17 protein-coding genes and 1 pseudogene are annotated in these 21,127 nt (G+C 67.1%); 9 read left to right on the forward strand and 9 right to left on the reverse strand.

What is annotated here, in order from left to right; translation table 11 throughout:
• The 7 genes from WA317_RS08670 to WA317_RS08700 form a co-directional block, all read left to right on the forward strand.
• Positions 1-285, forward strand: a 285-nt coding sequence (locus WA317_RS08670) for an AtuA-related protein (protein WP_425172642.1), incomplete at its 5' end; no start/stop codon positions are given.
• Entirely contained in the window at positions 282-1,430 is a 1,149-nt protein-coding gene (locus WA317_RS08675) for an acyl-CoA dehydrogenase family protein (protein WP_425172643.1), read from the forward strand. The genes WA317_RS08670 and WA317_RS08675, both read left to right, overlap by 4 nt.
• A 73-nt stretch (positions 1,431-1,503) precedes the next feature.
• Entirely contained in the window at positions 1,504-3,099 is a 1,596-nt protein-coding gene (locus WA317_RS08680; protein ID WP_425172644.1) for an acyl-CoA carboxylase subunit beta, read from the forward strand.
• A gap of 5 nt (positions 3,100-3,104) precedes the next feature.
• Positions 3,105-5,120, forward strand: a complete 2,016-nt coding sequence (locus tag WA317_RS08685; RefSeq protein ID WP_425172645.1) for an acetyl/propionyl/methylcrotonyl-CoA carboxylase subunit alpha — start codon at positions 3,105-3,107, stop codon at positions 5,118-5,120.
• A complete protein-coding gene (locus tag WA317_RS08690; RefSeq protein ID WP_425172646.1) occupies positions 5,117-6,283 on the forward strand; it encodes an acyl-CoA dehydrogenase family protein in 1,167 nt (388 codons plus the stop codon). The genes WA317_RS08685 and WA317_RS08690 overlap by 4 nt, the downstream gene beginning before the upstream one ends.
• A complete protein-coding gene (locus WA317_RS08695; RefSeq protein ID WP_425172647.1) occupies positions 6,283-7,077 on the forward strand; it encodes an enoyl-CoA hydratase family protein in 795 nt (264 codons plus the stop codon). The genes WA317_RS08690 and WA317_RS08695 overlap by 1 nt, the downstream gene beginning before the upstream one ends.
• A gap of 66 nt (positions 7,078-7,143) precedes the next feature.
• On the forward strand, positions 7,144-7,737 hold the full coding sequence (locus WA317_RS08700) for a DUF1707 SHOCT-like domain-containing protein (RefSeq protein ID WP_425172648.1): 594 nt from the start codon (positions 7,144-7,146) through the stop codon (positions 7,735-7,737).
• 4 nt (positions 7,738-7,741) lie between these two features.
• Here the strand turns inward: WA317_RS08700 and WA317_RS08705 are convergent, their stop codons facing one another.
• From WA317_RS08705 to WA317_RS08730, 6 genes are read right to left on the reverse strand one after another with little or no spacing between them, the layout of a single operon-like run.
• A complete protein-coding gene (locus WA317_RS08705) occupies positions 7,742-9,733 on the reverse strand; it encodes a vWA domain-containing protein (protein WP_425172649.1) in 1,992 nt (663 codons plus the stop codon).
• Positions 9,726-11,111, reverse strand: a complete 1,386-nt coding sequence (locus WA317_RS08710; RefSeq protein ID WP_425172650.1) for a sigma 54-interacting transcriptional regulator — start codon at positions 11,109-11,111, stop codon at positions 9,726-9,728. Before WA317_RS08710 ends, WA317_RS08705 begins: the two co-directional genes overlap by 8 nt.
• 51 nt (positions 11,112-11,162) lie before the next feature.
• Positions 11,163-12,752 carry a bifunctional phosphoribosylaminoimidazolecarboxamide formyltransferase/IMP cyclohydrolase gene (purH, locus tag WA317_RS08715; protein ID WP_425172651.1) on the reverse strand — a complete coding sequence of 530 codons (1,590 nt, stop codon included), beginning with the start codon at positions 12,750-12,752 and terminating at the stop codon, positions 11,163-11,165.
• A complete protein-coding gene (purN, locus tag WA317_RS08720) occupies positions 12,749-13,378 on the reverse strand; it encodes a phosphoribosylglycinamide formyltransferase (RefSeq protein ID WP_425172652.1) in 630 nt (209 codons plus the stop codon). The genes purH and purN overlap by 4 nt, the downstream gene beginning before the upstream one ends.
• 19 nt (positions 13,379-13,397) lie before the next feature.
• Positions 13,398-14,723, reverse strand: coding sequence for a DUF6350 family protein (locus WA317_RS08725; RefSeq protein ID WP_425172653.1), 1,326 nt, complete (start codon positions 14,721-14,723; stop codon positions 13,398-13,400).
• Between the two features lie 48 nt (positions 14,724-14,771).
• Positions 14,772-15,749, reverse strand: a complete 978-nt coding sequence (locus WA317_RS08730; protein WP_425172654.1) for a DUF5336 domain-containing protein — start codon at positions 15,747-15,749, stop codon at positions 14,772-14,774.
• Between the two features lie 202 nt (positions 15,750-15,951).
• Between WA317_RS08730 and WA317_RS08735 the strand changes: the two genes are divergently transcribed.
• Positions 15,952-16,800 carry an LLM class F420-dependent oxidoreductase gene (locus WA317_RS08735; RefSeq protein WP_425172655.1) on the forward strand — a complete coding sequence of 283 codons (849 nt, stop codon included), beginning with the start codon at positions 15,952-15,954 and terminating at the stop codon, positions 16,798-16,800.
• Positions 16,801-16,811: 11 nt separating this feature from the next.
• On the opposite strand, the gene WA317_RS08740 is transcribed toward WA317_RS08735, so the two are convergent.
• Genes WA317_RS08740 through sucC form a run of 3 tightly spaced genes read right to left on the reverse strand, consistent with a single transcriptional unit; the run spans position 16,812 to position 20,473 of the window.
• A complete protein-coding gene (locus tag WA317_RS08740) occupies positions 16,812-18,341 on the reverse strand; it encodes an acetyl-CoA acetyltransferase (protein ID WP_425172656.1) in 1,530 nt (509 codons plus the stop codon).
• An 8-nt stretch (positions 18,342-18,349) separates the two neighbouring features.
• On the reverse strand, positions 18,350-19,252 hold the full coding sequence (gene sucD, locus WA317_RS08745; RefSeq protein WP_425172657.1) for a succinate--CoA ligase subunit alpha: 903 nt from the start codon (positions 19,250-19,252) through the stop codon (positions 18,350-18,352).
• Between the two features lie 57 nt (positions 19,253-19,309).
• Positions 19,310-20,473 carry an ADP-forming succinate--CoA ligase subunit beta gene (gene sucC, locus WA317_RS08750; protein ID WP_425172658.1) on the reverse strand — a complete coding sequence of 388 codons (1,164 nt, stop codon included), beginning with the start codon at positions 20,471-20,473 and terminating at the stop codon, positions 19,310-19,312.
• A gap of 294 nt (positions 20,474-20,767) precedes the next feature.
• Between sucC and WA317_RS08755 the strand changes: the two are divergent.
• Positions 20,768-21,127: pseudogene (locus tag WA317_RS08755) on the forward strand (M23 family peptidase); the annotation flags it as partial.

A 21,127-nucleotide genomic window follows, 5' to 3' on the forward strand; every position in this document is an offset into this window, starting at 1 on the left:
GATAAAGGCGGATCGGCCAACGTGGGGCTGTGGGTGCGCACCGACGAGCAGTGGCGCTGGCTGGCCAACACGCTGACGGTGGATCTGCTCAAGAAGCTGCTACCGGAAACCGCCGACCTGCCCGTCACCCGCCACCTTTTGCCCAACTTGCGCGCGGTCAATTTCGTCATCGACGACATCCTCGGGCAAGGCGTCGCCTACCAGGCGCGCTTCGACCCGCAGGCCAAGGGGCTCGGCGAATGGCTGCGCAGCCGGCATCTCGACATTCCCGGAGGATTGCTGTGAGCATCTGGACCACGCCGGAGCGCGACCAGCTCCGCAAAACGGTGCGCTCGTTCACGGAACGGGAGATCCTTCCGCACGTCGACGAGTGGGAGCGCGCCGGTGAGCTGCCCCGCGACCTGCATCGCCGCGCCGGGGACGCCGGGCTGCTCGGCGCCGGGTTCCCCGAGCAGGTTGGCGGCGGTGGCGGTGACGGCGCCGACGCGGTGGTGATCTGCGAGGAACTGCACGAAGCCGGCGCACCCGGGGGTGTGTACGCGTCGCTGTTCACCTGCGGGATCGCGGTGCCGCACATGATCGCCTCCGGCGATGCCAGGCTGATCGAAACCTTTGTGCGCCCGACACTGCGCGGCGACCTGATCGGCGCGCTGGCGATCACCGAACCCGGCGGCGGCTCTGACGTCGGGCACCTGCGGACCACCGCTGTGCGTGACGGCGACGACTTCGTGGTCAACGGCACGAAAACCTACATCACCTCCGGAGTTCGGGCTGACTACGTGGTGACAGCGGTGCGCACCGGCGGCTCGGGCGCGGCGGGCGTGTCGCTGCTGGTGGTGGACCGGGCTACTCCTGGTTTCCAAGTCACCCGCAAGCTGGACAAGATGGGTTGGCGGTCCTCGGACACCGCGGAGCTGTCCTACACCGACGCGCGCGTGCCGGCGGCCAACCTGGTCGGCGCCGAGAACACCGGGTTCGCCCAGATCGCGCAGGCATTCGTCCCCGAACGCATCGGCCTTGCTGTACAGGCTTATTCGAGCGCGCAGCGATGTCTGGACCTCACCGTCCAGTGGTGCCGCGACCGGGAGACGTTCGGCCGTCCGCTGATCTCCCGGCAGACCGTGCAGAACACGCTCGCCGAGATGGCCCGTCGCATCGACGTGGCACGGGTGTACGCCCGCCATGTGGTGGACCGCCAGCTTGCCGGTGACACCAACCTGATCGCGCCGGTGTGTTTCGCGAAAAACACCGCAGTGGAAGCCGGCGAGTGGGCGGCCAGCCAGGCTGTTCAGCTGTTCGGCGGGATGGGTTACATGGCGGAATCCGAAGTCGAACGTCAGTACCGCGACATGCGCATCCTGGGTATCGGCGGAGGGACGACGGAAATCTTGACCGCGCTGAGCGCCAAACTGCTGGGATACCAACAATGACCGCCGCGGTGCGACGATTTACTGGGAGCGATGAGGTGGGGGCACCTCCCGCCTCGCGGGGGAAGAGCGGCGCATGACCAAGCTGCATTCCACCCTCGACCCGAATGCTCCCGGCTACACCGAGGCGGCATCGGCGCTGTCTGGGAAGCTGGCCGAGCTCGATGACGAGCTGGCCAAGGCGCTCGGCGGTGGCGGTCCCAAATACGTCGAACGCCACCACGCCCGCGGCAAGCTGACCGCTCGCGAGCGCATCGAGCTGCTGGTCGACGCCGACTCGCCGTTTTTGGAATTATGCCCGCTGGCGGCGTGGGGCAGTGATTTTCAGGTCGGTGCCAGCGTGGTGATGGGCATCGGCGCGGTGGCCGGGGTGGAGTGCATGATCGTCGCCAACGACCCAACGGTCAAGGGCGGCACCAGCAATCCGTGGACACTGCGGAAGATCTTGCGGGGCAACCAGATCGCATTCGAGAACCGGCTGCCGGTGATCTCCCTCGTCGAATCGGGCGGGGCGGACTTGCCCACCCAGAAGGAAGTCTTCATCCCCGGCGGCCAGATGTTCCGGGACCTGACGCGGCTGTCAGCAGCCGGGATTCCCACCATTGCACTGGTTTTCGGCAACTCCACGGCCGGCGGCGCTTACGTGCCCGGGATGTCCGATCACGTCGTGATGATCAAGGAACGCTCGAAAGTGTTCCTGGCCGGCCCGCCGCTGGTCAAGATGGCCACCGGCGAGGAGTCCGACGACGAGTCGCTCGGCGGCGCCGAAATGCACGCCCGGGTCTCGGGTTTGGCTGACTACTTCGCCGCCGACGAACTCGATGCCCTGCGCATCGGACGCCGGGTCGTCACCCGGCTGAACTGGGTGAAACAGGGCCCGACGCCTACAACGGTCACCGAGCCGCTGCTCGACGCCGAAGAGCTGATCGGCATCGTGCCCGCTGACCTGCGCATCCCATTCGATCCGCGGGAAGTGATCGCCCGCATCGCGGACGGCTCGGAATTCGACGAGTTCAAAGCTCTCTACGGCTCCTCCCTGGTGACCGGTTGGGCACGGTTGCACGGCTACCCGGTAGGCATTCTGGCCAACGCCCGCGGCGTGTTGTTCAGTGCGGAATCCCAGAAGGCCACCCAGTTCATCCAGCTGGCCAACCGTTCCAACACGCCACTGCTATTCCTGCACAACACCACCGGCTACATGGTGGGCAAGGACTACGAGGAAGGCGGGATGATCAAGCACGGCTCGATGATGATCAACGCCGTCTCCAACTCGACGGTGCCACACATCTCTTTGTTGATCGGCGCGTCCTACGGTGCCGGACATTACGGAATGTGCGGCCGGGCCTACGATCCGCGCTTCCTGTTCGCCTGGCCCAGCGCGAAGGCCGCGGTGATGGGCGGCGCTCAGCTGGCCGGTGTCATCTCCATCGTCAGCCGCGCGGCGGCGCAGGCCCGCGGCCAAACCGTCGACGAAGACGCCGACGCGGCACTGCGGGCCGCCATTGAAGCGCAGATCGAAGCCGAGTCACTGCCGATGTTCCTGTCCGGGCGGCTTTACGACGACGGCGTCATCGATCCGCGTGACACCCGCACCGTCCTGGGCATGTGCTTGTCGGCCATCGCCAACGGCCCGATCGAGGGCACGTCGAACTTCGGCGTCTTCCGGATGTGAGGCAGATGGGGATCACACGAGTTCTGGTGGCCAACCGCGGCGAGATCGCCCGACGGGTGTTCGCCTCCTGCCGGCGTGCGGGTCTGGGCACTGTCGCTGTCTACACCGATCCGGACGCCGACGCGCCGCATGTCGCCGAGGCCGACTTCAATGTGCGGCTACCGGCCACCAACAGCTATCTGTCCGTCGACGCGATCATCGCCGCCGCTCGCGCCGCCGGGGCCGACGCCATCCATCCGGGTTACGGGTTCCTCTCGGAGAACCCGGAATTCGCGGGCGCCGTGCAAGATGCCGGCCTGACCTGGATCGGGCCGCCGGTCGCGGCGGTCCGCGCTATGGGCTCGAAGATCGAATCGAAGAAGATGATGGCCGCCGCCGGGGTACCGGTGCTCGACGAACTCCACCCGGACACCGTCACGAAAGAACAGCTGCCGGTTCTGGTCAAGGCGTCTTCCGGCGGCGGTGGCCGCGGCATGCGCGTGGTCACCGAATTAAATTCCCTGGCACGCGAAGTCGCCGCGGCTCAGCGCGAAGCGCAGTCCGCGTTCGGCGACCCGACGGTCTTCTGCGAGCGCTACCTGCTCACCGGGCACCATGTCGAGGTCCAGGTGCTCGCCGACACCCACGGGACGGTATGGGCGGTGGGTGAACGCGAGTGCTCGATCCAGCGCCGGCACCAGAAGATCATCGAAGAGGCACCATCACCGCTGGTCGAGCGCACTCCGGGAATGCGCGCCAAGCTGTTCGACGCCGCCCGTCTGGCCGCCGGCGCGATCGGCTACACCGGCGCGGGGACCGTCGAGTTCCTCGCCGACGATCAAGGTGAGTTCTACTTCCTCGAGATGAACACCCGCCTGCAGGTAGAACACCCCGTCACCGAGGAGACCACCGGCCTCGATCTGGTGGAATTGCAGTTGGCGGTCGCCCAAGGCGCCCGACTCGATGCGGACCCGCCCCCTGCACAGGGTCATTCAATCGAAGCCCGGCTCTACGCCGAGGATCCGGCGCGCGGCTGGCAGCCGCAGGCCGGTGCGGTACACCGCATCGAGGTGCCGGGTGTCGTGGCCGAGTTCACCACGCTGGGCCGGCGCACCGGAATCCGGCTGGACTCCGGGATCGCCGACGGATCAATGGTGTCGATTCACTACGACCCGATGTTGGCCAAGGTCATCTGCTACGCGCCGGCACGCCGGACGGCCGCGCTGGTGCTCGCCGACGCGTTGTCGCGCAGTCGCCTGCACGGTGTGCGCACCAATCGCGACCTGCTGGTCAATGTGTTGCGGCATCCGGCTTTTCTGGACGGCGCCACCGACACCGCTTTCTTCGACACCCACGGCCTGGCTGAGCTGTCCACGCCGCTGTCCGATCCCGCTTCGGTACGGCTGTCGGCTGTCGCGGCGGCAGTCGCCGACGCCGCCCATAACCGTTCGGCGGCAAGGGTCCTCGGTTCGATTCCCAGTGGCTGGCGCAATCTGGCGTCGGGTTATCAGGTCAAGACATATGTCGACGATGAGGGCGACGAACACCGGATCGAGTACCGCTTCACCCGAAGCGGTCTGGTGCTGCCGGCCGACGAGTCGGTGCACCTGGTCTCCTATACCGCCGACCATGTCGACCTCGCCGACGACAGTGGGGTGGCGCGCCGCTTCACCACCGCGCGTTACGGTCCCGATCTGCACGACGTCTACGTCGACTCACCCCACGGGCCCGTGCATTTCCTCGCATTGCCCCGCTTCCCGGAACCGGGTTCGGCGGTCGAGCAGGGCTCGCTGCTGGCACCGATGCCCGGAAACGTCATCCGGGTCGGCGCGCAGGTCGGTGACACCGTCAGCGCCGGTCAGCCGCTGGTCTGGCTGGAAGCGATGAAAATGGAACACACGATCACCGCGCCCGCCGACGGTGTGCTGGCCGAACTCGACGTCGCCCCCGGCCAGCAGGTCGAAGTTGGCGCCATGCTGGCACGCGTGGAAGCCGGCTCCGCATCATTGGAGATTCAGGCAGAAGGAGAACAAGAACCGTGACCGACAACAGCTTCATCGAGAACGAAGACCGCAAGGCGCTGCGCAAGGCGGTCACCGCGCTGGTCGCCAACTACGGCCAGGAGTACTACCTGGAGAAGGCCCGCGCGCACCAGCACACCGACGAATTGTGGTACGAGGCAGGTAAACTCGGATTTCTCGGAGTGAATCTGCCCGAGGAGTACGGCGGCGGCGGCGCCGGGATGTACGAGCTGTCGCTGATCATGGAGGAGATGTCCGCCGCGGGTTGCGGCCTGCTGATGATGGTGGTGTCGCCGGCCATCAACGGCACCATTATCAGCAAGTTCGGCACCGACGACCAGAAGCAACGCTGGCTTCCCGGCCTCGCCGACGGCTCGACCACGATGGCGTTTGCAATCACCGAGCCGGACGCCGGATCCAACTCGCACAAGATCACCACCACCGCCCGCCGCGACGGCAGCGACTGGGTGCTGTCCGGCCAGAAGGTCTACATCTCCGGTGTCGATCAGGCGCAGGCAGTCCTGGTGGTCGGCCGCACCGAAGAAGCCAAGACCGGCAAGCTGCGCCCGGCACTGTTCGTAGTGCCCACCGACAGCCCCGGCTTCAGCTACACCCCCATCGAGATGGAGCTGATCAGTCCCGAACGCCAATTCCAAGTCTTCATCGATGACGTGCGACTGCCCGCCGATGCGCTGGTCGGGTCGGAGGACGCCGCGATCGCCCAGCTGTTCGCCGGGCTCAACCCGGAACGCATCATGGGTGCGGCCAGTGCCGTCGGCATGGGACGCTTCGCGATCAACAAAGCCACCGATTACGTGAAGACCCGCAAAGTCTGGTCCACCCCGATCGGCGCCCACCAGGGCCTCTCGCACCCGTTGGCGCAGAACCACATCGAGGTCGAGCTGGCCAAACTGATGATGCAGAAAGCTGCCACACTGTACGACTCCGGTGACGACATGGGTGCCGCCGAAGCGGCCAACATGGCCAAGTACGCCGCCGGTGAGGCGGCGGCCAAGGCGGTCGACCAGGCAGTGCAGTCGCTCGGCGGCAACGGGCTGACCAAGGAGTACGGCATCGCCGCGGCGCTGACCGCGTCCCGGTTGTCGCGCATCGCGCCGGTGAGCCGGGAGATGGTGCTGAACTTCGTCGCACAGACGTCGCTGGGCCTGCCCCGGTCCTACTGATGGGCGCGCTCGTCGAATACGCGGGTCCCGCGGCCTCGGGTCCGCCAGTCGCCCGGCTGACGCTGAACTCGCCGCATAACCGCAATGCGTTGTCCAAGGCACTCGTCGAGCAGCTGCACGAAGGGCTGCGGGGTGCGGCCACCGACGAGACCGTGCGCGCGGTGGTGTTGGGCCATACCGGCGGCACGTTCTGTGCCGGCGCCGACCTGAGCGAGGCTTCCGGCGGTGACCCGTTCGTCGAGGCGGCCGACCGGGCTCGGGAGTTGACCGCGCTGCTGCGCGCCATCGTCGAGTCACCACTGCCGGTCATCGCGGCCGTCGACGGTCACGTCCGCGCCGGCGGAATGGGCCTGGTGGCCGCATGCGACATCGCGGTCGCCGGCCCGCACAGCACCTTCGCGCTGACCGAGGCGCGCATCGGTGTAGCGCCCGCGATCATCTCGCTGACTCTGCTGCCGAAGATCTCGGCTCGCCCCGCGGCCCGCTACTACCTGACCGGCGAGAAGTTCGATGCCGCCGAAGCAGCCACGATCGGATTGATCAGTCTGGCTGCCGACGACGTCCACGCCGCGGTCGCCGCGCTGGCCGCGGACTTGGGTCGCGCGTCGCCACAGGGCCTGGCCGCGTCGAAAGCGCTGACTACCGCCGCCGTGCTGGCGGGTTTCGACCGGGATGCCGAACGGCTCAGCGTGGAGTCGGCGCGACTGTTCGTCTCCGAGGACGCCCGCGAAGGCATGCTCGCTTTCCTGCAGAAGCGGCCCCCACGATGGGTGCCCGACGGGTCAGCCGGGTAACGACGCAGCGCCAGTTTCGACGATCTGCTTGCGACCGATTTCGTTCGCCGTAGGCTCGTAGTTGAGATGAGCGATTCAGCGCAGAAAGACGCGCAAGCGGAGTTTCCGCGCGCTGCCGATACCGACCGCATTCAGGTCGCGCAGCTGCTGACTGACGCGGCAGCCCGGGGTCGACTCCAGATGAGCGACTACGAGGACCGGCTGACCAAAGCGTATGCCGCCACGACCTACGAAGAGTTGGACCTGCTTCGGGCGGACCTGCTGGGTTCGACGGTGAACACCCGCCGCGGCGGCGCGTGCAAGCCGGCGCCGTCGACGCTGCTGCTGGCCATCATGGGGGCGTTCGAACGGCGCGGCCGCTGGAATGTGCCCAAGAAATTGACGACGTTCGCGCTGTGGGGCGGCGGGGTCATCGATCTGCGCTACGCCGACTTCACCTCGACCGAGGTTGACATCCGCGCCTACTCGATCATGGGCGGGCAGACCATCCTGCTGCCGCCGGAAGTCAACGTCGACATCCACGGCCGCGGCGTGATGGGCGGCTTTGACCACGACGTCGACAGCGAAGGCACGCCGGGTGCACCCAAGGTGACGGTGCGCGGCTTCTCGCTGTGGGGCGGCGTCGGCATCAAGCGGAAGAACCGCAAAACACAGGATTGAACGGTTAGCGTCGGCGCCGGCGAGACCGCAGGTAGTCGCCGACCACCGCCGCGCCCAAGCCGTCCAGATCGGGAACCACCACGCGACCCTCGACCCGACGCGCGACCTGGTCAATGAACCGCGCCAGGCCAGGATCACTGCCCAGCCGGAAGATGGTCACCTGAGCACCCAGCCGGGACATGTCGTCGAAAGCCCGCACGGTGTGGGCGATGGTCCGCGGATGCGGCGGGTAGTCAAAAAAGACAGTAGAACCCGCGCCTCCCCCGTCGACGTCTTCCAGGTGCGCGGTCGGCTCGCCGTCGGTGACCACCAGCACGACGGGCTGCGCGTTGGTATGCCGTCGTAGATGCCGGCCGGCCAGCGCCAGTGCGTGGTGCAGGTTCGTGCCCTGCTCGTAGACCCCTTCCAGACCGGTCAGTTCCGCCGCAGTCATCGTGCGCGCGTAGCGGCCGAACGCAATGATCTGCAGCGCATCGGAACGGAACCGGGTGCTGACCAGGTGGTTGAGCGCCAGCGCGGTTCGCTTCATCGGCAGCCAGCGGTTCTCCATCACCATCGAGAACGAGGTGTCCACCAGCAACGCGACCGCAGCCTGGGTGCGCATCTCGGTCTCGGAGATCTCGACGTCGTCGACGGTGATGTCGATGGCAGCGCCACGGCCGGCGGTGTGCCTCGTTGCGGCCTGCCGCAGCACCGCGTTGGTCAGGGTGCGGGTGACATTCCACGGCTCGGTGTCACCGAACTGCCACCGCCGGGTGGCCCCGGTCAGTTCGCCGGCCGCACCGGCCCGCCGTTGCTCGCGTTCTCCGTGCCGTCCGGAAAGCTGCTGCGCGACGTCGCGCAACGCGGTCTGACCGAGCCGGCGCATCGCCTTGGGCGAAAGCCGCCACTGACCGTCGGAGTTGCGGTCCAAGAAGCCTTGATTGACCAGCGCGCGCTCCAGTTCGGCGAGCGTTCGGGCGTCGACCGCTGCCTCGTCGCCGAGCTGGCGCGCCAGCGCGTCGAGGTCGACATCGTCCATGGTGGCGCCCGGGTAACTCTGCGACAGCTGCTCGGCCAGCTGTTCGAGCTCGCCGATGTCGGCAAGCGCCTGCGCGCCCTGCCCCATACCCAACGGGTTGTCGCCGGAGAACTGCGCCGAGCCGTCCCAGTCCTCGCCCGGCCGAGCCGCCTGCAGATGCCCGTCCAGCCGGTCCAACGCCTGCATCAGCGCGGGCGAACCGAAGGCCTGCTGCGCCAGCGCATCCAGCTCCGCGCGCTGCTCGGCGCTCAAGCTGTTGCGGAACCGTTGCGCCGCGGCAGCCCGCTGGGCCAGCGAATCCAGCAGCTCCTCGACGTTGCGCGGGTTCTCCGGGAAGAACTGGCCGTGCTTGTCCATGAAGTCTTGAAAGTCCTGCTTGGTGTCCTCGCCGCGGGCATGCTTGTCCAGCAGGCTGTTGAGGTCATCGAGCATCTCGGTGACGCGCTGGCGGTCTTCGTCGGTCGCGCCTTCCAGCGCCTGCTTCATGCCGGCGAAACGCTGATCGAGCATCTCGCGGCCCAACAGATCCTTGATTTGCTCGTACTTCTGGCGCGCTTCGCTGCTGCGCCAGTCGTAGTCGGACAGCTCCTGCACCGCCTTGGCCGGTGACGGCGAAAGCGAATCCAACTGGAGCTCACCGAAGCGCGCGTCGTCGTCCAGGGCGCGGGCCAGTTGCTTACGCTCGGCCAGCACCGCCTCGTCCAGGAGCTTCTTGATCTCCTGCAAAGTGCCGTCCAAGTTGTTATCGCGCAACAATTCCCGGCGGCGACGGTTGACCTCGCCGGCCAGCCGGTCGGCGCCGGAGATGTCCTTGGTGCCGCGCCGGAGCAGCTCCGACAGCGCGCGACGGGGCGAGGAGCCCGCCATGACGTCTTGCCCGATCTGTTCGAGCGCCTCAGCCAGATCGACCGGCGGAGCCAGCGGATCAGGCCCGCCCGTGTACGCCGAGTACCGCGAGGAGTGCCTGCTAGCCATAGACGGTTTCGCCTTCTCCCGACACTTTGTCGATGCGTTTTGCCAGGTACAGCGCTTCCAACGCCAATTCCAGCGCGGCGGCCCGCTCGCCCTCCGATTCGGCGCCCAACCGGGCGGCGATCTGGTCGACCACCGGCAAGCCGGGCAGCGCCGCCAGCACGTCTTTCGCCGACACCCGTTCGCCGGTGGTCACCGCGGAACCGTTCTCCACCGCGGCGACCAGTGGACCGACGTCGATGCCGCCGAGGGCCCTAGACGCGGTGTCGGCGGTGGCGCGGCGCAACAAGTGCTGCAGCACGGCCTGCTCGCGGCCCTCCTCGCCGGACTCGAACTCCAACTTGCCGCGCAGCACCTCGGTCACCGTGCCGAGATCCACCACCCGCGCCACCGGCTCCGTCTCGCCCAGCATTGCGCTGCGATGGCGCGCCGCCGCTGCGACTGTTTCGGCCGCTGCGATCGCAAACCGAGCCGACACCCCCGACCGCTGATCGACGGACCGGGATTCCCGCAGATACCGCGCGAAGCGGGCGATCACCTGCGTCAGGTATTCCGGCACCTGGGCGCTCAGGTGCGCCTCCTGCATGATGACGCCCACCTCGGCCTGCAACTCCAGCGGGTAGTGGGTGCGGATCTCGGCGCCGAACCGGTCCTTCAGCGGGGTGATGATGCGACCGCGGTTGGTGTAGTCCTCCGGGTTGGCGCTGGCGACCACCAGCACGTCCAGCGGCAGCCGCAGCGTGTACCCGCGGACTTGGATGTCGCGCTCCTCCATGACGTTGAGCATCGACACCTGGATGCGCTCGGCCAGGTCCGGCAGCTCATTGACCGCGACGATGCCGCGGTGGGCACGCGGGATCAGACCGTAGGCGATGGTTTCCGGATCGCCCAGGCGGCGGCCTTCGGCCACCTTGATCGGGTCGATGTCGCCAACCAAATCGGCGACGCTGGTGTCGGGGGTGGCCAGCTTCTCGGTGTAGCGCTCGCTGCGGTGCTTCCACTCGATTGGCAGGTCGTCGCCTGAAGTGGCGGCCTTGCGAATCGACTCAGGCGTGATCGGCGAGTACGGGTGCTCACCGAGTTCGGCCCCGGCGATCACCGGTGTCCACTCGTCGAGCAGACCGGTGAGCGCGCGCAGCAACCTGGTCTTGCCCTGCCCGCGTTCCCCGAGCAGAACGAAGTCGTGACCGGCGATCAGCGCCCGCTCCAGCTGCGGCAGCACGGTGTCGTCGAACCCGAAAATCCCCGGCCAGATGTCGTCGCCTTCGGCCAGCGCCGTCAGTAGGTTCTCCCGGATTTCCTGCTTGACGCCCCGCTCGCGGTGCCCGGCGGCACGCAGTTCACCGACGGTTCGGGGCAGATTGTTAGGTGAGGTCACCACTCCACGCTACGACGGTCTGAGCACCAGCGTCGTGTCTGCCGGTTCGCAGCGTCAGTGGGCGAAGTGGCGAGCACCCGTCAGGTAAAGCGTGACGCCGGCGCGTTCGGCCGCCGCGGTGACCTCCTGATCCCGCACCGAGCCACCGGGATGCACGACCGCCGTCACCCCGGCGCCGCTCAGCGTCTCCAAGCCGTCCGGGAACGGAAAGAACGCATCGGATGCCGCGACCGCCCCACGCGCCCGGTCACCGGCGCGCTCGACGGCCAGCCGCGCCGCGTCGACCCGGTTGACCTGTCCCATACCGACGCCAACGGTGGCGCCGTCGGCGGCGATCACGATGGCGTTCGACTTGACCGCACGGCAGGTTCGCCACGCGAACACCAGGTCGGCCAATACGTCGGGACCGGCCGGCGCTCCGGTTGCCAGCGTCCAGTTGTTCGGATCGTCTCCGGGCGCGTCCAGGCGGTCCCGTTGCTGCATGAGCAACCCACCGCTGACTTGGCGTAGCTCGGCAGCGCCGCCGGTCGGCTCACCGACCAACAGCACCCGGATGTTCTTCTTTCGCGCCAAGGCGTCGACCGCCCCTGGCGCGTAGGCGGGGGCGACGATCACCTCGGTGAAAATGGTGCTGACGTACTCCGCCATCTCCAGGCTCACCTCGGTGTTGGACGCGATCACTCCGCCGAACGCGCTAAGCGGATCGCAATCGTGTGCCTTGCGGTGCGCGTCGGCCACCGACACCGACGAGACGGCAATGCCACACGGATTGGCGTGTTTGACGATCGCCACGCAGATCGCTTCCTGGTCGAAGGCTGCCCGCCAGGCCGCATCGGAGTCGGTGAAGTTGTTGTAGGACATCTCTTTTCCGTGCAGCTGCTCGGCCTGCGCCAGGCCCGGCCAGCCGGCTGGATCGCTGTACAGCGCAGCTTGCTGGTGCGGATTCTCGCCGTAGCGCAGCAGCGCTGAGCGCCGCCAGGTCGCCGCGAACCACTGCGGGAAGGCCAATGCCGGCTGCTCGGGCGCCAGTGTCGAACCCATCCAGCCGGCGACCGCGATGTCGTATTCTGCGGTGTGCCGAAAGGCCAATGTGGCCAGGCGTTTACGCTCCGCGATGGTGAAGCCGCCGCTTTCGACCGCGGCCAGCACACCGTCATACCCGGACGGCTCGACCACCACCGCCACGCTGGCGTGGTTCTTCGCAGCCGCCCGCACCATCGACGGGCCGCCGATGTCGATCTGCTCGATGCACTCCTCGATGCCGGCGCCGGATTCCACCGTCTCGCTGAAGGGATACAGGTTGGCCACGACGAGTTCGAACGCGGCGATTCCGAGTTCCTCGAGCGCCGCGCTGTGCCCGGGCTTGCGCAGGTCGGCCAGCAGACCGGCGTGCACCCCGGGGTGCAGTGTCTTGACCCGCCCGTCGAGCACCTCCGGGAACCCGGTGACCTGCTCGACCGGTGTCACCGGAATACCGCTGTCAGCAATGACTTTCGCGGTCGACCCGGTCGAGACGACCTCAACGCCGGCCGCATGCAGACCGCGGACCAGATCGACCAGCCCGGTCTTGTCGTAGACGCTGACCAGCGCCCGGCGGATCGGCCTTTTTGAGCCGTGCCAGTCGCCTCCGTTGTCCAGGCTCATCCTATGGTTGCCTTTCGTCCGTTCCAGCTCACGCCTCCGGTGACCACCGCCGCCACCACATCCACCAGGAGTTGGCGTTCCACGATTTTGATGCGCTCGTGCAGCGTTTCCTCGTCGTCACCGTCGAGGACGGGAACGGCCTGCTGCGCCAGTATCGGGCCGGTATCGGTGCCGTCGTCCACCAGGTGCACCGTGCAGCCTGTCACCTTAACTCCATGGGCCAGCGCCTCTGCCACGCCGTGCGCACCGGGAAAGGCGGGCAGCAGAGCCGGATGGGTGTTGAGGACACGCCCGCAGAAGGCAGAAAGGAACTGCGGGCCAAGAATTTTCATGAAACCGGCCGACACGACCAGGTCGGGCGAGTGCGCTGCGGCCGCCTGGGTCAGCGCAGCGTCCCAGGCGTCCCGGCCGGGGTAGTCCGGCAATCGGACGGTGAAGGTGGGCAACGACGCCGCGCGGGCGATGTCAACGGCCGGGCAGTCGCGGTCCACTCCGACGGCCACCACCCGTGCCGGATAGTCGTCGACGGCGGCACTCAGCAGCGATTTCAGCAGTGAGCCGGTGCCCGAAGCGAGCACCAGCAGCCGTGCAGGAGCGCTCGGTGGCACGTGGAGGGGTTCCTGCACACGCAGAGCTTAGTCCGGCTCAGTCGTGGGGTTGTTCGACGGTAGATGGGGCTGACGGCGTTTGCTCCAGGCTGGCGGTGATGTCGACATCGTCGTCCGCGTCATCCTGCCTCTCGGGTTCCGCGGGATGGTTCAGTACGGCTTGGCCGTCGTGAAAGTCGGCGTCCGGACTCGGTGCCGGCTCAGGAAGCTTGGGCGGCCTGGGCGGCTTGGGGCGGCGCCGGACTCCGCCGGTCATCACCACCGTGACCGCGCCCACGACGGCGAACCAGAAGAACACCGCGAATCCGAAGGTGCTCTGATCGACCCCGACATCGCCGAAGTTGCCCAGCTGACCGCCGCCGGCGTAGCCAAGCAGCACCATCGCCAGCGCCGCACACCCCGAGGCAACCAGCAGCTTGGCCATCGCCGGCAGAAACGGCAACGGTCTGCGAGCACATTGCTGTCCGACCGCCACACCCGACGAAGCTCCGACGATGAGCAGCGCGACCCACACGGGACCCAGCGGCGGCGACGGGGCCGCGGCGAGCACCGGCAGCGCCGGCAGGTCGCCACCGAACACGGTGAACGAGCTGAACGAGGCGACGCCCAGATGAGCGCTGGAGCCCACTGCAATCGCCGCCGTGCCGACAATCACGTTCGGCGCGTAGAGCACCGACAGCAGGGTGAGACTGAACTGGCCGAAGATTGAATCAGTGATGGCGTAAAGCTGATGCATCGTCGCCCAGTGCACGACCAGCGACCCGGCTGTCACCGCAGCGGACAACCCGAACAGCGCCACCCCCCCGGCCTTTGCCGCTCGCAGCGCGCCGCCCAGCCAGTCGGGCAGCATCGCCGTGGCCGCCACCCGCTGACCCACCCGTGAGCCCGCGCCCACCGCCGCCCCGATGGCGTGCACGGCCAGCACACTGCTGAACGCCCGCAACGCGCTCGGAGTCTGCAGTTCGGTGAGCACTGATGCCGCGTCGTGGATGACAGCCAGCGCAACGGCGGCGAAGAGCAACGGACCGCCGAGTGCCGATGCCACCACCCAGCGGACGACGAACCAGGATGCAGTCGCAGGCGTGGCCCGCGCCGTCGTGCGCGCTGTCCCCCACACCATCAGCAGGACTGGCAGCAGCGGCAGCACACCGAGCTCACGTCCGCCGATGGCGATGGGCACCCCATGCACACCAAGCCACAAGCTGGCGATGGCCCCCAGGGCACCGGTCAGGTCACTGTTGGCGATGACCAGCTGCAGCAGCGTCACCGCCGCGATGATCACCAAGGCGACCGAAGCGGGACCGAATGCGACCCTGAGCAGGTCGCGTGCCTGGCGTGGCCCCGCTGCTCGATGGTCTTCCACCGGTGTCACTGCGCGCGCATGGCCCCGACTAGGCGGGAGAGCGCCCGGCTAGGACGGCGTCGGACCGGAGGGCGAAGACGGCGACTGGGGCTGCTGACCCCCCTGGGAGTGTTGCCCCTGACCGGAACTCGTGTGCTCGCCGGCGTTTCCGGTGCTGGTGCCCTGGGTCTCCTGGCCGGACCCGTGCGACTGCGGGGTGCCGAAGCTGGGAAAGCCGGTGGGTGGGGTGGACGTGCCCTGCTCACTCTGCCCGCTCTGCGGAGAGCCCTGATGTTGACCTGAGTGCGAGCCCTGCTGAGATCCGTGTTGCTGGCCGGCAGTGCTGAATCCGCCGGTCGAAGGCCCCTGCGGGTAACCGCCGCCACCGTAGGACGGCCCGTAGCCCGACTGCTGGGGCGACTGCTGCGGGCCGCCGTGTTGACCGTAGGGCGACTGGCTCTGCTGACCGTAGTAACCGCCGCCGTATTGCCCGTACTGGTTGTACTGGTTGTACCGGTCGTATTTGGGCCGCGGCGCCGGAGGCGTGATCACCCCGGCATGGAGCAGCAGCCCGCCGACGGCGGCGAGGGCCTGCAACACCGCCGCGGCCAAGATGGCCCACAGCGCCCAGCCGGCCGAGAAGTTGGCGGGCTTGGCGACGACACCCAAGATCAGCTGCAGCGCGCCGAACACTGAGATCACCGCCACGATCGCGGTGTACCTCCTCCTCCTGGGCAGCAATCCCACTGCAGCCAGCAATGCCGCCAGCAGAGCCGCCGCCCCGATCCTTCCGCCGTGGACCGCGACGGATTCACCGCCACCGGACGGACCGACGTCGGCGTTGACATCGAAGACCGGGCCGAAGCTGAAGAAGTAGGCCGCCAAGCCCAGCGCCACCACCGCGATGGTCAGGTACTGCTGCAGCTTGCTCTGGTGATCGTCGGACTTGGCGAACGAGGGCCCCGACGATCCGGACGAACCAGAAGTTCCATAGGACACTGTGGGCTGCGCGGGTTGATATCCCGAACTGCCGGACGAGTAGGTCATTGCTTCTCCTATTGCTTCCGGTGCCTTTTGACGCCGCGACGCTCGATGGACCGCTGCTGAACACCGTCACTTCGGCAGTCCCGGCGCCGCGACGCGATTCGCCCATCCACGCTAGCGCACCTGCCGACCGGTGCTGTGCGGCGCACGGCGTGTCATCGTGCCCGCTTGCCCACCTCAGGTGTAACACGTTCTAATCCGTGGCATGGATTACGGGCTTGTGTTGTTCACCAGCGACCGTGGCATCACCCCGGCATCAGCAGCCAAGCTTGCCGACGACCACGGCTTTCACACCTTTTATGTACCCGAGCACACCCACATCCCGGTCAAGCGTCAGGCCGCGCATCCGACGACCGGTGACGAATCACTGCCCGACGACCGCTACATGCGCACCCTCGACCCGTGGGTGAGTCTGGGCGCGGCGTGCGCGGTGACATCCCGCGTTCGGTTGTCCACCGCGGTGGCACTTCCGGTCGAACACGACCCCATCACGTTGGCCAAATCCATTGCCACGTTGGACTACCTGTCCGGTGGCCGGGTGAGTCTCGGCGTTGGGTTTGGCTGGAACACCGACGAACTCGCCGACCACGGGGTGCCCGCCGCGCGGCGCCGCACGATGTTGCGCGAATACCTCGAGGCGATGCGGGCCCTGTGGACTCAAGAGGAAGCGTCCTACGAAGGCGAATTCGTGAACTTCGGCTCCAGTTGGGCCTGGCCTAAACCGGTGCAGGCGCACATCCCGATGCTGGTCGGCGCCGCGGGGACGGAGAAGAACTTCAAATGGATCGCGCGCAGTGCCGACGGCTGGATCACCACCCCGCGTGACTTCGACATCGACGAGCCGGTCAAGTTGCTGCACAAAACCTGGGCCTCCGCCGGCCGCGAGGGGGCGCCGCAGATCGTGGCGCTGGACTTCAAACCGGTACCCGAAAAGCTGGCGCACTGGGCTGACATCGGCGTCACCGAGGTGCTGTTCGGGTTGCCCGACCGCTCTGCAGACGAGATCGCCGGATACGTCGAACGGTTGGCCGGCAAGTTGGCCGCCGCGGTCTAGCTGCCGTCAGCTCAGCTCAACGAGCAGCGGTTGCCGTAGTCGAAGGAGCACACGGTGACCGCCTCTTGCAGCGGTTCGCCCTCGGTGAGCAGGGCAATCAAGTCGTCGTCTTCGGTAGTGGCCAGAAAACGGCTGTGGTCGGCGTCGAGTCGGCCGATGATGATCCCGGTCAGCTGCCCGTTGTCGCGACGCACCGTGTAGGTCTCCACGGTGCCGCGGCCCTCGGCGTCTTCGGTCACCGCCTCGAGGGGTCGCGCGTCGGTCTGGGCCTGCAGTTGCGCACTACGATCAGCCTGCCACGGCGTGGGTGTGGTGGTGTATAAGCCGACCGAATACTTGCTCAGGATGCCGCCGTTGGCGCCAACGAGACCGTACTGCCCCGGTGAAGTGCGCGTCGCCGCGACCGTCTCGGCGACGGCGTGCATGGAGTAGTTGTTGCCGGCGCCGCCGAAAAACGGCAGACCGCCGGTCAGCGTCAGCCCGCGCGGGTCATCCGGTGCGATGCCCAGCCCGTCACAGATGTTGAACACCGGCACAGCAAAGCAGCTGTACAGGTCGAAGGTGGCGACGTCGTCGATGCCGATGCCGGCGAGCGCCAGCGCCTCGCGTACGGCCAGTACCGCCGACGGAGCGTGACCGAGATCAGGCCGGCCCAGCAGGCGTTGTTCGGCCAGGTCGGCGTGACCGGCCAGGTACACCCAGTTCTCCTCGGGCACACCGAAGCGCTGCGCCGCGCCCACCGACATCAGCAGTGCCGCAGCACCCTGATTCACCTGATCGCGGGCCACCAGCAACCGCGGGTAGGGGTCAGAGATCATCCGGTTGCTGTCGGTGACCGTGATGAGTTCTTCGACGGAGCGTTCCACTGGTGCGGCCGCGAACGGATTGCCGGCCGCCACCTTCGTGAACGGCGCGAACAGCTCGCCCATCCGCCGCAGGTAGTCGGCCGGACCGAGCCCGGTGCCGGCGCGGCGCGCGTTCTCCAGCAGCGCGTACTGCGTCGGCGCGTCGACCAGGCCGTGGATGACGGTGTAGCGAGAGATCAGCCCTTCGATGCCGTGACCGCGATCCTCGAGCTGGCCGTCGATGTGCTCGGAGAAATCCGGTTTGTTCTCGGAGTTGGCGAAATAGCGGTTGGTCGACGTCGCATCCGAGCCGAAAACCAGCGCCACCTCCGAGCGGCCGGCGGCGATCTCGCCGGCCAGTTCGTTGATCAGCTTCTGCGGGCCCTGCCCGCCGACCACCTCCAAGATGGCGCGGACCGGGTCGGCGTCGATCCGATTGGCCACCGACCGGGGGTAGTTATTCGACTTGCCCAGCACCGCCTCCGCCGGCCCGGAGATCTCGAACTGCCGTACCCCGGCCACGGTGTCAATCGACGCGGCCACCTTCGCGACGTCGGCGCGGCAGTCTTCGAGGGCAGCCCGTGCGCCCGCGGCGGCCAGTTCTACGGCCGACATCGCGCGGTAGTACGGGTCGTCGATCTGCTCCGCGGCCTGCCCGACTCCGACGACGACGGGAGTGCGCGGATCGACGTTCATTGGCGCCGCTACCGGCTCTGCAGGATCTTCCGGGCGAGCGCAGCCGTCTCCGACGGCGTCTTACCGACTTTGACGCCGGCGGCTTCCAGCGCCTCCTTCTTGGCGGCCGCGGTCCCCGACGAGCCGGACACGATCGCGCCGGCATGGCCCATCGTCTTGCCCTCCGGAGCGGTGAATCCCGCGACGTAGCCCACGACTGGCTTGGACACGTTGGCCTTGATGTAGTCAGCCGCGCGCTCCTCGGCGTCACCGCCGATTTCGCCGATCATCACAATGAGTTTGGTGTCGGGATCTTTCTCGAATGCCTCGATGGCGTCGATGTGGGTGGTGCCGATCACCGGGTCACCGCCTATCCCGATGGAGGTGGAGAAGCCGAAGTCGCGCAGTTCGTACATCATCTGGTAGGTCAGCGTGCCGGACTTCGACACCAGGCCGATCGGGCCGGGCCCGGTGATGTTGGCCGGGGTGATGCCGACCAGCGACTGACCGGGCGTGATGATGCCGGGACAGTTCGGACCGATGATGCGGGTCTTCCCGCCTTTGTCGATGTTGTAGGCCCAGGCATATGCGCTGTCCTGCACCGGAATGCCCTCGGTGATCACCACCAACAGTTCGATTCCCGCGTCGATTGCCTCGATGACGGCGTCTTTGGCGAACTTCGGCGGTACGAAGATGATCGACACGTCGGCGCCGGTCTTCTCGATCGCTTCGACGACGGTGCTGAACACCGGCAACTCGACGTCGTTGCCCTCGGCGTCCGTGTGCGCCACCACTGAGCCTGCTTTGCGGGCGTTGACCCCGCCGAGTATCTGGGTGCCGGCCTTGAGCATCCGTGCGGTGTGCGCGGTGGCCTCACTACCCGTGATGCCCTGAACGATGACCTTCGAGTCCTTGGTCAAAAAGATCGCCATTGGTCCCTCTCAATCCTTGTGTCGACCCGCTGCACCCGGCGCTTGCGATCGCCACGGTCAGGCGCTCGCCAGTGCGGCGGCCTTGTCAGCGGCCTCGTCCATCGTCGGGACCAAAGTCACCAGTGGGTGGTTGGCTTCGGTGAGGATGCGTCTGCCCTCTTCGACGTTGTTGCCGTCCAAGCGGACCACGAGCGGCTTGTTGGCCTCCTCGCCCAAGATCTTCAGCGCCTTGACTATTCCGGTCGCCACTGCGTCACAGGCGGTGATGCCGCCGAATACGTTGACGAACACGCTTTTGACCTGCTCATCGCCCAGCACGACGTCCAGACCCGCAGCCATCACCTCAGCCGAGGCGCCGCCGCCGATGTCGAGGAAGTTGGCCGGCTTCACACCGCCGTGGTTCTCCCCGGCGTAGGCGACAACGTCGAGCGTCGACATCACCAGCCCGGCGCCGTTGCCGATAATGCCGACCTCGCCGTTGAGCTTGACGTAGTTGAGGTCATGCTCCTTGGCTTTGAGCTCCAGCGGATCGGTCGCATCGCGGTCCTCGAAGTCGACATGACCGGGCTGGCGAAAGTCGGCGTTGGCGTCCAGCGTGACCTTGCCGTCCAGCGCCAGAATCTGGTCGTCGGGGGTGCGCACCAACGGGTTGACCTCGACCAACGTGGCGTCTTCGGCGACGAACAGCTCCCACAGCTTGGCGATGGTGACCGCTGCGGCGTCGAGCACCTCCGCCGGCAGGTGACCCTGCTCGGCGATCGAGCGTGCCAGCGCCAGGTCGACACCTTCGACGGGGTCGACGGGAACCTTGGCCAGCCGTTCGGGCTTGGTGGCCGCCACCTCTTCGATCTCCACGCCGCCCTCGACCGAGCACATCGCGAGGTAGGTGCGGTGAGCACGATCCAGCAAGAAGGAGATGTAGTACTCCTCGGCGATATCGCTGGCCTCGGCGACCAACAGCTTCTTGACGATGTGGCCCTTGATGTTCAGGCCGAGGATGTTGCTGGCGTGCGTGTAGGCGTCGTCGGGCGTCGCCGCGTACTTGACACCGCCTGCCTTACCGCGCCCACCGGTCTTGACTTGGGCTTTGACCATGACGGGACGGCCGATTTCCTCGGCGATCGCTCTGGCCTCGTCGGCGTTGTCGGTCACCCTGCCCGGCGTGGTTGGCACGCCCCGACGGACGAACAGTTCTTTAGCCTGATACTCGAAAAGATCCATGACCACTCTGTCTTTGAAAACTTTTAGTCGGCAGTTGTCGCGGGCCGGATTAACAACCGTGCCTGCGGGGAACTGTATCGACACGGCTGAGCGATTCTGAACGCCGCATCCTTGATGTGGCATAGGTCACCGCGCGGGTCGAGTGATTAAGGTCACAATCCCCGCGCGGATTAGTGGCTTGTGTTGCCACTGCTGGGGGAAACTGGTTAACGTCTCAGGGTCCGAGATAACGCTTAGGTTACGACCCGAGGACTTTTCCGGTTGACCCAGCATCGCTACGCCCGGCCTCCCGTAGTGGGAGCCTCTCTCGAATCCCGTGACCGCAGGCCCGAACTCAGCCGCAATGAGGTCACCGACATCATTCCGTTTAATGAGTTCGGCTACCTGGACGACCTGGAGTTCAGCGACAACACCACGTTCGACAAAGAAGCGCAGGTGCTGAGGGCTCCAGAGCTTGACGACCTCAACGACACCGACGACGTCGCCCCGCAGTGGTTAGCCGCACCCAGCGCGTCTCGCACCGAGGCATCCGAAACACCGGCCACCTCATCGATCAACCGCTCCTACTCCCGTCCGGTCGCCGATGTCCCGTGGCAGCGGGGCGGCCAGCACCGCAAGCCGCTGACCGGGGCGACCAGGGGCCGGGTGCTGATC

The organism is Mycobacterium sp. (genome assembly GCF_049802695.1).
In the GTDB taxonomy this organism is placed as follows: domain Bacteria; phylum Actinomycetota; class Actinomycetes; order Mycobacteriales; family Mycobacteriaceae; genus Mycobacterium.